Genomic DNA, 13,054 nt, shown 5'->3' with positions numbered 1-13,054 from the left:
TGCCAGCGGCACCCATTTTTTTATTCGATATCCAGCGGATCTTCAGAAAGGATGATGCCGGTGTTATCGGCATAAAGATGGTCGCCGGAGAAAAAGGTGACGCCGCCAAAGTTTACGCGGATGTCGCTTTCGCCAATACCTTCGCCCGCAGCGCCAACCGGAATAGCGGCAATGGCCTGAATACCAATATCCAGCTCTTCCAGATCGTCAACCTGACGCACGGAACCGTAGACCACAATGCCTTCCCACTCGTTCTGCATCGCCAGTCTGGCCAGCGCCGCATCGATCAGGGCACGACGAACCGACCCCCCGCCATCCACCAGCAGCACACGACCGCGACCGTTCTCCTCCAGCAGATCGTATAACAGCCCGTTGTCCTCGAAACATTTTACCGTGATGATTTGCCCGCCAAACGAGGTACGGCCACCGAAGTTTGAAAAGAGCGGTTCAACGACATTTACATCTTCATGGTAGATGTCGCAGAGTTCAGAAGTATCATATTTCATAAGGGGTTTCGTCTGTTTGCCACAGGAACTTTAAGTATATCGCTTTCTCGCCGCTGTTGGCAAAATCATCAATTGTTAAAAGTTGCGATGAGTCAAACACATCGCACTTAATTGAGCAGCAGACCAAACGAAAAAAGCAGGTTAAGCAGCAGGGCCGATTTGACCGTTTTCTCCAGCATCGGACGCATGGCAACGGCCGAGGTTTGCTGCATGATATAGCGACGATGACTGTTCAGCAGCGGCGTTGCCAGCAGAAACAGCCAGCCACCAGAATTGAGCGAACTCATCACGGCAAACAGGGCACAGCAGAGCACAGCGCCCGCCAGCAGAAGTGAATGGTAACGTCTGGCATTAATAGCGCCTAAACGCACGGCCAGCGTGTATTTCCCGTTTTGCCGATCGCTGTCGATATCGCGCATATTATTCACGTTAAGCACGGCGACAGCCATCAGCCCGCAGGCGGTAGCGGGCAAAAACAGCATCACCGGCAGGTTATGCGCCTGAAGATAATAACTTCCTGTGACCCCCAGCCAGCCAAAGAAGATCAGCACGGAAGCATCCCCCAGGCCGAGATAGCCATAAGGTTTTTTGCCCACCGTATAGGCGATAGCGGCGACAATCGCGACCGCGCCCAGTCCGATAAACCCCACTATATCGTTAACCGACCGACAGGCCCGGAGGATCAGCATCACGCCCGATACTATTGTGAGGGCCACGGTAAAGATCAGGGCAATGCGCATCTGCTGCTGAGTGATGGCCCCTTTCTGCATACCCCGTAACGGGCCAAGTCTGTCAGGCGTGTCGCTGCCTTTCACCGCATCGCCATAATCGTTTGCCAGGTTAGAGAGAATTTGCAGCAGCGCGGTGGTCAGCAAAGCCATTATTGCGGTGCCGGGATTAAAATGTCCCTGCCACCAGGCGAGCGAAGAGCCGGTGATCACCGAGGCACAGGCCAGCGGTAGCGTACGCAGGCGAAGGCTCTCAAGCCAGGCGCGGGAAGGGGAGAGGGCAGTAATGGAATGCAGATTGTCCGTCATAATGGCAGAGGCCTTTGCTGAAGGGGATGCACATCGTGACGCTATAGTAGCGTCCGTTTCAGGCCGGAGAGTTATTCCACGTCAAGGATAGTGACCAATACAGATAACATTCAGACGTAAAAAAAGGAGGCCGGAGCCTCCTTCTTGCTGAGCTTGACGCGCCTTACAGAATAAAGCGGCTCAGATCTTCATCTGCAACCAGCTCATCCAGATGCTTGCCAACATATTCCGCATCAATGGTGAAGGACTGGCCGTTCAGATCGCTGGCATCATAGGAGATATCCTCCATCAGCCGCTCCAGCACTGTATGCAGGCGGCGTGCGCCGATATTTTCAGCGGTCTCATTTACCTGCCAGGCGGCGGCAGCAATTTTGCTGATGCCCTCCTCGGTAAAGTTGATATCCACGCCTTCGGTTTTCATTAACGCTTTGTACTGCACAGTAACGGAAGCGCTAGGTTCGGTCAGGATGCGCTCGAAATCGTGCGTGGTCAGCGCCTGAAGCTCAACGCGAATTGGCAGGCGACCCTGTAGCTCCGGGATAAGGTCTGAAGGGCTGGCGACCTGGAACGCGCCTGAGGCGATAAACAGGATGTGATCGGTTTTCACCATGCCATGCTTGGTAGAGACGGTACAGCCTTCCACCAGCGGCAGCAGGTCACGCTGAACGCCTTCGCGCGATACGTCCGGGCCGGAGCTTTCACCGCGCTTACAGACTTTGTCGATCTCATCAATAAAGACGATACCGTGCTGTTCAACCGCCTCGATAGCTTCCTGTTTCAGCTCTTCCGGATTAACCAGCTTGGCCGCTTCTTCTTCAATCAAAAGCTTCATCGCGTCTTTGATCTTCAGCTTACGCGGCTTATGCTTCTGATTGCCCAGGTTCTGGAACATCGACTGCAACTGGCTGGTCATCTCTTCCATACCCGGCGGAGACATAATCTCTACGCCCATCGATGAAGAGGCCAGATCGATCTCAATCTCTTTCTCGTCCAGCTGGCCTTCACGCAATTTCTTGCGGAAAGACTGACGCGCTGCAGAAGGTTCAGCAGCTTCTTCAGGCTGGCCCCAGTTGTTCTTGGCTGGCGGGATCAGGACGTCCAGAATACGCTCTTCTGCCATCTCTTCGGCACGATAGCGGTTTTTTTCAATCGCCTGTGAACGGACCATTTTCAGCGCAGAGTCGGTCAGATCGCGGATAATGGAATCCACCTCTTTCCCCACGTAGCCCACTTCCGTGAACTTGGTCGCTTCTACTTTAATGAACGGCGCGTTGGCCAGTTTTGCCAGGCGACGGGCAATTTCGGTTTTACCCACGCCGGTTGGGCCGATCATCAGAATATTTTTCGGGGTCACTTCGTGACGCAGCTCTTCATCAAGCTGCATGCGGCGCCAGCGGTTGCGCAGCGCGATAGCCACCGCACGCTTGGCATTATCCTGGCCAATAATAAAACGGTTCAGCTCGCTGACGATCTCGCGCGGAGTCATTTCGGACATAATTGGGATCCTTACGCTTTAGAAGGTAATTCTTCGATGGTGAGATTGTGGTTGGTATAGATGCAGATGTCGCCTGCAATACCCAGCGCTTTTTCAACGATGTCGCGCGCGCCGATCTCGGTGTTTTCCAACAGCGCCCGGGCGGCTGCCTGTGCGTAAGGACCACCGGAACCAATGGCAATTAAATCGTTTTCCGGCTGAATGACGTCGCCATTCCCGGTAATAATCAGAGAGGCGTTTTCATCCGCTACCGCCAGCAGCGCTTCCAGCTTGCGCAGCATACGGTCGGTACGCCAGTCTTTCGCCAGCTCCACGGCGGCTTTCACCAGATGACCCTGATGCATTTCCAGCTTACGTTCGAAAAGTTCGAACAGCGTAAAGGCATCTGCAGTCCCGCCAGCAAAACCGGCAATGACTTTGTCATTATAGAGACGACGCACTTTTTTGACGTTGCCTTTCATTACGGTGTTGCCGAGGGTAGCCTGGCCATCACCGCCAATTACTACCTGGCCGTTGCGTCGTACACTTACAATTGTTGTCACGGGCAGACCCCTTGTTGCAGTCAGTAGATATCCCCGCAGTCCACCTGCGGGGCATTGATGCATTCAGATATGGGGCAGCTTTAAAGGGTTTCAACCCCCGGTAGCGAGAGGAATACAATTTGAGTGGCCAGAGCCTCGCAGGCGTTTCAGCGTGCTGTCTGCGGAGGAGCGGCTGTTATACGGGCCGATAACCACGCGATTCCAGCCACCGCCGGTAGTGATGCGGCTTTCAAATCCTTCGAAGGCGAGCTGGGCACGGATGGATTCGGCCTGATCGGTGCCTTTAAAGGAGCCGCACTGCACCATCCAGCGCTGGGATTTCTCCGCCTCTTTCTCTTTCGGCTTACTCTCTGCTTTAGGCTGCTGAACCGTCTGCGTTGCGGGCTGCGGCGCCTGTTTTACCGGCGCGCGGGTGACGGGCGCTGGCGTGACCGGCGCAGGCCGGGTTGTTTGCGGCGCTTGCTGCATACGCGACTGCTGCTGTAGCTGACTCTGCTGCTGCTGGCGCTGTAACGTCTGCTGGCGCTGGGCTGGCGTCTGCTCGTTCCACGGTACTTCATTCAGCTGCGTGGGCTGCTGACGCATATCAGACTGCATCTGTTCCAGTAATTGTCGCTGTTCATCGGTCAGCTGCGTCTGGGAATGCACTTCACCGCCGGCAGAAGGCTCTACAGGCGTGGGAACGGTAAGTTGACGGTTTTCCAGCTCTTTAATGTAGCGCCAGCGCTCTTCCGGCTTCGGCGGCAGGCCATTTCCTACGGCTTTATGATCGGGGATAACCGGCGTCTCTTCTTTTTTATGATGGGCAATAAACCACAGGCCGCCGACAAACGTCACCAGAACGGCAACGGCAAGCACTACCATGACTTTTGGAACCCCTGAACCGCCACTGCGCTTTTTACTGCGACTGTTGGTCTTTTTGCGACGCGTCCCTGTCGAACGCCCGCGGCCTACGTAATCTTTTTGTGCCACTATCGTTCCGCTAATAATCAATGAAAAGTGAGGCCGGACAACTATACAGAGCTGGCGCGCCCGGCTATCAGCTCGCCATGTTACTCAAGGGCCGGAAGTTTGACCAGCGGGGATACCTCTAAGAATCTGCTGAATCTTGTTTTTGCGGGCGCGCAGAGAGGAATATTTTGCTTTTCACTCTCTGAAACGCAGCGATGGAGCAGTGCTTCCGCGAATTTTCAGTTCAAAATCGAGCAGGCGTGAACCACTGTTGACCGGTTTCCCTTCCAGTTGCTCCAGTAACAGTAGCATCGCTTCCCGACCGATATTAAAGCGCGGCTGAGCGACTGTAGTTAACTGTGGGTCGCTGTAGCGGGAGAGTTCTATATCATCAAAACCAATTAATGAGAGATCCTGAGGCACGCGCAGCCCCATAATTTTGGCCTGTGCCATCGCACCCAGCGCCATAATATCACTGTGACAGAACAGCGCATCAGGAGGTTGCGGCAGCGCCATCAGCTGCTTCATGGCCCGTGAACCGGCATCAAAGGTGAAGTCTCCACGCACTATATACTGCGGTTCGACAGCAAGCCCGTTACGCCTTAATGACTGGATATAGCCCTGTAGTCGATAGTGGCACAGCGGCATATCCTGCGGCCCGGCGATGCAGGCGACGCGGCTGTGACCCAGTTTCAGCAGGTGATTCACGGCTTCAAATGCTGCGGTAAGGTTATCGATATGGACGGTGGGCAGTTCCAGCTCTGGCGCAAATTCGTTGGCCATCACCATAGGAGGAAGGTTGCGTTGCTCTTCAATGCCCGTATCGAAAGGAACCTGAGACCCCAGCAGCACCATGCCATCAATCTGGCGGGTCATCACCAGGTTAAGAAAGGACTTTTCCTGCTTGTTCTGATGCGCGCAATCCCCAATCAGCACCAGATAGCCCCGATCGGCGGCCACGACCTCAATCCCTCTGATCATCTCGCTGAAAAAGGGATCGCAGATATCCGGCACAATAACCAGGATGGTGCGGGACTCGCTGCGTTTGGCGCTGCGCGCCATGGAATGAGGGGAGTAGCCAACGGCTATCACTGCCTGTTCAACTTTTTTACGCGTTGCTGTAGAGACCTTTTCCGGGTTCATCAGCGCGCGCGAAACGGTCGCCGTTGATACGCCTGCTTTCTCAGCCACGTCCTTCATGGTCGCGCCGGTTGTCTCTTGATTCTGCTCCAACCTCTATCTCCTCACGCCCCTGAGCGACGGGGGACGATCCTCACTCTCAAAGTGCCACTACGGATGCCTTTCCCGCTCACTTCCTACTGTTTAACAGATGAAACGGCAGCCTGTTACTTAATTTGCATAAAAAATGTGACCTGTACGACTTTTTTCGATGCTGCCCGCAACCTCAGGCCGTTTCAGCCTTCGGTAGGATCCACATCCAGCGTCCATTTCACCTTTCGGGCCTGAGGCAATGTGTTGATTAACGGCAGTGAATTTTTTATCAGCCGCTGGAGTACGCCACGGGAAGGATGCTGTAACAGCAATTGCCAGCGATAGCGGCCACCGCGCTTTGGTTGCAAGGCCGGAACAGGCCCCATAACCCAGAACCCTTCATCTTTTAAAGGGCTGGCTTCGAGCAGATTGCGCAACTGTTGCAGGAACAGAGCAGACTGCTGGTTATCGTGATCGTCGGAACGAAACAGCGCATGGCTGGTAAAGGGCGGCAGAAACACGGTCTTACGTTCATTCAGCGCCTGGAGCGCAAAGGCATCGTATCCCTGATGCAATAGTGTTTGCAGCAGCGGATGTTCCGGATGGTGCGTTTGCAACAGTACCTCACCCTGTTTCCCCGCTCGCCCGGCACGTCCCGCAACCTGGGTATAGAGCTGGGCGAAACGCTCCGCCGAACGGAAGTCAGCGGAGAAAAGGGCGCCATCCACATCCAGCAAAGAGACCAGGGTCACGTCCGGGAAGTGGTGCCCCTTAGCCAGCATCTGCGTACCCACCAGAATTCTTGCTCCGCCGCGATGCACATCAGCAAGATGCTTTTCCAGTGCTCCCTTGCGGCTGGTGGTGTCACGGTCAATGCGTGAAAGAGGCACGTCGGGGAAATGTTCAGCCAGATTCTGTTCCAGCTGTTCCGTGCCCAGGCCCACAGGCACCAGATGGGTTGATCCACACTGCGGGCATTGATGAGGAACGGGCCGCTGGCTGTCACAGTGGTGGCAGCGAAGCTGGTGATGATGCTGATGCAGCGTGTAGTAACGGTCGCAGCGCTGGCATTCGGCTATCCAGCCGCACTCATGGCAGAGCATCGCCGGTGAGAAACCGCGCCGGTTCAGGAAAAGTAAAACCTGATTATCCGCTTTCAGGTGCATATCGATTTTTTTGATTAGCAGAGGCGATAAACCGCCCTGTAGCTTCACGCCTTTCAAATCAATCAGTTGCTGCGTAGCCTGGCGGGCATTCCCGGCGCGCTTACTCAGATTAAGCTGACGATATTTTCCCATCTGCACGTTGTGCAGCGTTTCCAGCGCTGGCGTGGCGGTACCCATCACAATCGGGATATCTTCCTGCCGGGCGCGAAACACCGCTAAATCTCTCGCCTGATAGCGCCAGCCTTCCTGCTGTTTGTAGGAGCTGTCGTGCTCTTCATCAATAATGATCACGCCAAGACGGGCGAAGGGAGTAAACAGGGCAGAGCGCGTGCCGATAACAATGGCGGTTTCACCCTGACGGGCACGTAACCAGACGGCGAGGCGTTCGCTGTCGTTAAGTGCGGAATGCAGCACATCGACGGGCGCGGCAAAGCGTTCCCGGAAACGGGCGATGGTCTGCGGCGTCAGCCCAATTTCAGGCACCAGTACCAGCGCCTGGCCACCGTTCGCCAGCACATTTTCCAGTACGCTCAGGTAAACTTCGGTTTTGCCGGAGCCGGTGATCCCGGCAAGCAGCCACGCGGCAAAATGGTCATCTTCGCTGCGAATGGCGCCTACGGCTGTGGCCTGCTCGGTGTTGAGTTTTAATCGCTCACCTTTGACCGCATAGGTTGTGCGCCAGTCCTGATGGGCACGCTGCTGCGCCCGCAAATCACACAATCCTTTTGCCCGCAGCGCCTGTAAGGTGGCATCCGTGATGTCATGCTGACTGATTTCGTGCCGGTAGAGGGCGCGTTGACGAAGCGCGGCCAGCGCCTGCTGCTGCTTTGGCGCCCGCTTCAGGCTCTCTGAGGCGGTCTCTTTTCCCAATTCACTGATAACCCACTGGTATAAAGGCGCTTCCTGGGCCGGTTTTCCCTGACGCAGCAGAACGGGCATGGCATGGAACAACACCTCTCCTAACGGATAGTGATAGTAATCCGCTGCCCAGAGCAGGATCCGCCATAGCGAAGGGGGATAGAGCGACTCAGTATCCAGTACCTCATGCACGGCTTTCAGCTGATCGATCGGGAAATCGCTGGTCTCTGCAATTCCCACTACCACGCCAATTGCCTTACGCTTGCCAAAGGGCACACTAACCCTTGCCCCCGCCAGCGGAACGGGCAGGTGAGAGGGCAACGCATAGTCAAAATTGCGGGCAAGCGGGACGGGTAGCGCGACCTGAACAACGGGCATGAAATCTTCCGGATGAAATTGTGAGCGAGATAGTGTACACTGTGTCTTCCTGAATGTGCGGATTCGATTGCAGTGGACAGTTATTCTCTGTATAGTTCGCCGCCGTTGATACGGCATTTTGGTATCAAAACACCTGAATTTTAATCTTCGTGTGGTGCCGGTGCAGGGCTAATCCTGGCACGGGAGAGCGACACGGCCTTAACTGAGGTTTTCCCATGAAAAAAGGTATTCACCCTAATTACGCTGAAGTTACTGCTAAATGTTCTTGCGGTAACGAAATCAAAACCCGCTCAACCGTGGGTCACGACCTGAACCTGGACGTGTGTGGTCAGTGCCACCCGTTCTACACCGGTAAGCAGCGTGATGTTGCCAGCGGTGGTCGTGTTGACCGCTTCAACAAGCGTTTCAGCATCCCTGGCAGCAAATAAGCTGCCTGCACGAGACGGTCTCCGTTTCGGATGCAACGAAAAAAACCCAGCCTCGGCTGGGTTTTTTTATGCCTGCTTTTAATGAATACGCTTTTATTTCTGACAGCGGCCTGAATAAGACCGCTTTGCCACAACAAGAGGGCGTCACCAGACCCCCTCCGCTGAAGCTAGTACTCCCAGGTATCGGGGTCGACACCCATTTCGCGCATTATAGCTTTGGCTTCTTCAGGGATTTCATCGCTGCGCTCTTTACGCAGATCAACATCATCCGGCAAGGGCTGGCCGGTAAAAGCATGCAGGAACGCCTCGCACAGCAGCTCGCTGTTAGTGGCATGTCGCAGATTATTCACCTGACGGCGGGTGCGCTCATCGGTTAAAATCTTTAATACTTTCAACGGAATGGATACCGTGATTTTTTTAACCTGTTCGCTTTTTTTGCCGTGCTCAGCGTACGGGCTGATATATTCGCCGTTCCATTCAGCCATGGGTTACCTTAGTCATCATTAAAATTGAAATACCTTGCTTGCCAGACGCCTGCGTCAATGGCGCGGGGGATATACCGAAATTCGGCTAATTATGCCCGAAGTTGCTGACCATCACACTGCATTGGCTCAACTTTCTGAGGGCTATAGCGACATAATCTTAACGGTTATTGCCCGTTTGCTCAATCTATACGCAAAGACATTTAGATGTCCAGATGTATTGACGTCTATCTGTGCCCTGTTATGCTAAGCGCTCTTCTCTTCAGTCAGGAATTTATGCACCATGACGCGTAAACAGGCAACCATCGCGGTACGCAGCGGTTTGAATGATGACGAGCAATATGGCTGTGTTGTCCCGCCGATCCACCTCTCCAGCACCTATAACTTTACCGATTTCAATGAGCCTCGTGCCCATGACTACTCACGCCGTGGCAATCCCACCCGTGACGTAGTTCAGCGCGCGCTGGCCGAGCTGGAGGGCGGTGCCGGTGCGGTCATGACCAACACCGGTATGTCGGCCATTCATCTGGTTTGTACCGTTTTCCTGAAGCCCGGTGACCTGCTGGTGGCGCCCCATGACTGTTATGGTGGCAGCTACCGTTTGTTTGACAGTCTGAGCAAACGGGGCGCTTACCGGGTGAAGTTTGTTGATCAGGGCGATGAGGCAGCACTGAAAGCCGCGCTGGCGGAACAGCCAAAATTAGTGCTGATTGAAAGCCCCAGCAATCCTCTGCTGCGCGTGGTGGATATCGCCTCTATCTGCAAAGCCGCTACCGAAGCTGGTGCAATCACCGTGGTAGATAACACCTTTCTCAGTCCGGCACTGCAAAACCCGCTGGCGCTGGGGGCCGATCTGGTGCTGCACTCCTGCACAAAATATCTGAATGGGCATTCGGATGTGGTAGCCGGAGCCGTTATTGCGAAAGACCCTGCTCTGGTGACGGAGCTGGCATGGTGGGCCAATAATATTGGCGTTACCGGCAGCGCCTTCGACAGCTATTTACTGTTACGTGGAATGCGAACGCTGGCACCGCGTATGGCGGCTGCACAGCGTAATGCCCTGGCGATTGTTGATTACCTGAAGCAACAACCGCTGGTGAAAAAGTTGTATCATCCCTCCCTGCCGGAAAACGCCGGGCATCAGTTTGCGGTACGTCAGCAAAAAGGCTTTGGTGCCATGCTAAGTTTTGAGTTTGACGGCAATGAAGCCGCGCTGCGCCGTTTTCTGAAAGCTCTGGAACTCTTTACCCTGGCGGAATCGCTGGGTGGGGTAGAGAGCCTGATTTCCCATACCGCGACGATGACCCACGCGGGGATGTCGGCGGAAGCGCGTGCTGCCGCCGGTATTTCAGAAACCCTGCTGCGAATTTCGGTGGGAATTGAAGATCACGAAGATTTAATCGCCGATCTGGATAATGCATTCCGGATAGCGGCCAAGAGGTAAGCATGAGTCAGTCAGCAGTGGCAGCAGGATCGCGTCAGTTGCATAAATTTGGTGGCAGCAGCCTTGCTGACGCTAAATGTTACCAGCGGGTCGCCGGTATTATGGCGGAGTACAGCCAGCCGGGGGATATTATGGTGGTATCCGCAGCGGGCAGTACGACTAACCAGTTGATCAGCTGGCTTAAATTAAGCCAGAGCGACCGGTTATCGGCACACCAGGTGCAACAGGCGTTACGTCGGTATCAGAGCGAGCTGATTGCCGGCCTGCTGCCCGCTGACCAGGCCGACGGCCTGATCGGACAATTTATTCAGGATCTGGAAAAGCTGGCCGCGCTGCTGGATGGCAAAATCACCGAGGCGGTGTACGCCGAAGTGGTCGGGCATGGCGAGATCTGGTCTGCCCGTTTGATGGCTGCGGTTCTCTGCCAGCGTGATATTGAGGCGAGCTGGCTGGATGCCCGTGATTTCCTCTGCGCCGAACGGGCCGCGCAACCTGAAGTGGATGAAGGGAAATCCTGGCCGCTGCTGCAACAGCTGATGATCCAACATCCTGGCCGCCGTCTTGTCGTGACTGGGTTTATCTCGCGTAATGACGCGGGAGAGACCGTTCTGCTGGGCCGTAATGGCAGTGACTATTCCGCCACGCAAATTGGTGCGCTGGCTGGCGTGTCGCGCGTGACGATCTGGAGCGATGTGGCGGGCGTTTACAGCGCCGATCCGCGCAAGGTCAAAGATGCTTGCTTGCTGCCTTTGCTGCGTCTGGATGAGGCCAGCGAACTGGCGCGCCTGGCCGCACCCGTTTTGCATACCCGTACTCTGCAACCCGTTTCGGGGAGCGATATTGATCTGCAACTGCGCTGTAGTTATCAGCCTGAACAAGGTTCAACCCGCATTGAGCGGGTGCTGGCTTCCGGCACGGGCGCGCGTATTGTCACCAGCCATGATGACGTCTGCCTGATTGAGTTTCAGGTGCCGCCCCAGCATGATTTCGCTGCCCTGCATAAAGAAATAGATCATCTGCTTAAGCGTGCTCAGCTTCGCCCGCTAGCCACTGGCGTGCATCCCGATCGTAACCTTCTGCAACTTTGTTATACCTCTGAAGTGGTCAGCAGCGCGCTGAATCTGTTGCAGGATGCCGGTATTCCGGGCCGCATACAGCTGCGTGAAGGCATGGCGCTGGTGGCGATGGTCGGCGCCGGGGTATGCCGTAATCCTCTTCACAGCCACCGTTTCTGGCAGCAGCTGAAAGACCAGCCGGTAGAGTTTATCTGGCAGTCTGAAGAGAGCATCAGCCTGGTGGCCGTACTGCGTGTAGGGCCGACGGAAAACTTAATCCGCGGGCTGCACCACTCCCTGTTCCGGGCAGAAAAACGCATCGGGCTGGTCTTATTTGGTAAAGGCAACATTGGCTCGCGCTGGCTGGAGCTTTTCGGACGCGAACAGAAAACGCTCTCTGCCCGTACCGGCTTTGAATTTCTGCTGGCAGGCGTGGTGGACAGCCGCCGTAGCCTGCTGAGCTATGATGGGTTGGATGCCAGCCGGTCGATGGCTTTCTTTGAAGAGGAGGCGGTAGAGCAGGATGAAGAGTCGCTGTTCCTCTGGATGCGGGCGCATCCCTTTGATGATTTGGTGGTGCTGGATATCACCGCCAGCGACACGCTTGCCGACCAGTACCTGGATTTCGCCAGCCACGGCTTCCACGTCATTAGCGCCAATAAGGTAGCAGGTGCCTCAAGCGGCAACCGCTACCGCCAGATCCGTGATGCCTTCGCCAAAACCGGCCGTCAGTGGCTTTACAATGCCACCGTGGGTGCCGGATTACCGATCAATCACACCGTACGGGATCTGCGTGAAAGCGGCGACAGCATCCTTGCCATCAGCGGGATTTTCTCTGGTACGCTCTCCTGGCTGTTTTTGCAGTACGATGGCACGGTGCCCTTTACCGAACTGGTGGAGCAGGCCTGGCAGCAGGGGCTGACGGAACCCGATCCGCGTGTGGATCTCTCCGGTCAGGATGTGATGCGCAAGCTGGTGATCCTGGCGCGTGAAGCGGGCTATGACATCGAACCCGATCAGGTACGCGTAGAGTCTCTGGTACCGAAAAGCTGTGAAGGGGAGTCGGTCGATCACTTTTTTGAAAATGGAGAAGCGCTGAACGAGCAGATGCAGCAGCGGTTTGAAGCGGCCCAGGAGATGGGGCTGGTGCTGCGTTATGTCGCCCGGTTTGATGCCAATGGTAAAGCGCGCGTCGGCGTGGAGGCGGTTCGCAACGATCATCCGCTGGCCGCTCTGTTGCCTTGTGACAATGTCTTCGCTATTGAAAGCCGGTGGTATCGCGATAACCCGCTGGTGATCCGCGGGCCGGGGGCAGGCCGTGATGTTACAGCCGGTGCTATCCAGTCCGATCTCAATCGTCTTGCTCAACTGCTTTAATTTTTCAGGTGGGCCTGTTTTCACTGGCCCACCTCTCTTCTTTTATTGTTCGCCTTTCATGAGATTTTTTCATCTTTGTAGAAAAATCTTCACGCCGGGTCACCATTTATCTGTTGACTGAAC

The 13,054-nt window shown here is 55.2% G+C and carries 11 protein-coding genes; 3 read left to right on the top strand and 8 right to left on the bottom strand.

The window, feature by feature from the left end:
- Positions 1 to 20: 20 nt before the first annotated feature.
- From rraA to priA, 7 genes are all read right to left on the bottom strand, one after another.
- Positions 21 to 506 (bottom strand): ribonuclease E activity regulator RraA, encoded by a 486-nt coding sequence (gene rraA / locus AAH450_RS19520; RefSeq protein ID WP_318791875.1) that lies wholly within the window; start codon positions 504 to 506, stop codon positions 21 to 23.
- A gap of 107 nt (positions 507 to 613) precedes the next feature.
- Positions 614 to 1,522 (bottom strand): 1,4-dihydroxy-2-naphthoate polyprenyltransferase, encoded by a 909-nt coding sequence (locus AAH450_RS19515; RefSeq protein ID WP_342911770.1) that lies wholly within the window; start codon positions 1,520 to 1,522, stop codon positions 614 to 616.
- Positions 1,523 to 1,706: 184 nt separating this feature from the next.
- Entirely contained in the window at positions 1,707 to 3,038 is a 1,332-nt protein-coding gene (gene hslU / locus AAH450_RS19510) for an HslU--HslV peptidase ATPase subunit (protein ID WP_342911694.1), read from the bottom strand.
- A gap of 11 nt (positions 3,039 to 3,049) precedes the next feature.
- A complete protein-coding gene (hslV, locus tag AAH450_RS19505) occupies positions 3,050 to 3,580 on the bottom strand; it encodes an ATP-dependent protease subunit HslV (protein ID WP_147200319.1) in 531 nt (176 codons plus the stop codon).
- A 90-nt stretch (positions 3,581 to 3,670) separates the two neighbouring features.
- Positions 3,671 to 4,552 carry a cell division protein FtsN gene (ftsN, locus tag AAH450_RS19500; protein ID WP_342911693.1) on the bottom strand — a complete coding sequence of 294 codons (882 nt, stop codon included), beginning with the start codon at positions 4,550 to 4,552 and terminating at the stop codon, positions 3,671 to 3,673.
- Between the two features lie 174 nt (positions 4,553 to 4,726).
- The gene (gene cytR, locus AAH450_RS19495) at positions 4,727 to 5,764 is read right to left on the bottom strand and encodes a DNA-binding transcriptional regulator CytR (protein WP_342911692.1); all 1,038 of its coding nucleotides are present in this window, start codon (positions 5,762 to 5,764) and stop codon (positions 4,727 to 4,729) included.
- 182 nt (positions 5,765 to 5,946) lie between these two features.
- A complete protein-coding gene (priA, locus tag AAH450_RS19490; protein ID WP_342911691.1) occupies positions 5,947 to 8,145 on the bottom strand; it encodes a primosomal protein N' in 2,199 nt (732 codons plus the stop codon).
- Positions 8,146 to 8,360: 215 nt separating this feature from the next.
- On the opposite strand from priA, the gene rpmE reads away from it, so the two are divergent.
- Positions 8,361 to 8,573, top strand: coding sequence for a 50S ribosomal protein L31 (gene rpmE, locus AAH450_RS19485; protein WP_306208963.1), 213 nt, complete (start codon positions 8,361 to 8,363; stop codon positions 8,571 to 8,573).
- A gap of 167 nt (positions 8,574 to 8,740) precedes the next feature.
- Here the strand turns inward: rpmE and metJ are convergent, their stop codons facing one another.
- Positions 8,741 to 9,058: a met regulon transcriptional regulator MetJ gene (metJ, locus tag AAH450_RS19480; RefSeq protein WP_013200201.1), complete on the bottom strand. Its 318-nt coding sequence runs from the start codon at positions 9,056 to 9,058 to the stop codon at positions 8,741 to 8,743.
- A 280-nt stretch (positions 9,059 to 9,338) separates the two neighbouring features.
- On the opposite strand from metJ, the gene metB reads away from it, so the two are divergent.
- A complete protein-coding gene (gene metB, locus AAH450_RS19475) occupies positions 9,339 to 10,499 on the top strand; it encodes a cystathionine gamma-synthase (protein ID WP_342911690.1) in 1,161 nt (386 codons plus the stop codon).
- Between the two features lie 2 nt (positions 10,500 to 10,501).
- On the top strand, positions 10,502 to 12,931 hold the full coding sequence (locus AAH450_RS19470; RefSeq protein ID WP_342911689.1) for a bifunctional aspartate kinase/homoserine dehydrogenase II: 2,430 nt from the start codon (positions 10,502 to 10,504) through the stop codon (positions 12,929 to 12,931).
- Positions 12,932 to 13,054: the final 123 nt, after the last annotated feature.

The sequence above is a fragment of the Erwinia magellanica genome (assembly GCF_039023495.1).
Classification (GTDB): Bacteria; Pseudomonadota; Gammaproteobacteria; order Enterobacterales; family Enterobacteriaceae; genus Erwinia.
The sequence above is the reverse complement of the archived record's forward strand: the minus strand, read 5'-3'. Positions and strand labels throughout refer to the sequence as shown.

Bases quoted from the DNA above. Each gene is read 5' to 3' on its own strand.
- rraA (WP_318791875.1), bottom strand. From the start codon at position 506: ATGAAATATGATACTTCTGAACTCTGCGACATCTACCATGAAGATGTA.
- hslU (WP_342911694.1), bottom strand. From the start codon at position 3,038: ATGTCCGAAATGACTCCGCGCGAGATCGTCAGCGAGCTGAACCGTTTT.
- priA (WP_342911691.1), bottom strand. From the start codon at position 8,145: ATGCCCGTTGTTCAGGTCGCGCTACCCGTCCCGCTTGCCCGCAATTTT.
- rpmE (WP_306208963.1), top strand. From the start codon at position 8,361: ATGAAAAAAGGTATTCACCCTAATTACGCTGAAGTTACTGCTAAATGT.
- metJ (WP_013200201.1), bottom strand. From the start codon at position 9,058: ATGGCTGAATGGAACGGCGAATATATCAGCCCGTACGCTGAGCACGGC.
- metB (WP_342911690.1), top strand. From the start codon at position 9,339: ATGACGCGTAAACAGGCAACCATCGCGGTACGCAGCGGTTTGAATGAT.
- AAH450_RS19470 (WP_342911689.1), top strand. From the start codon at position 10,502: ATGAGTCAGTCAGCAGTGGCAGCAGGATCGCGTCAGTTGCATAAATTT.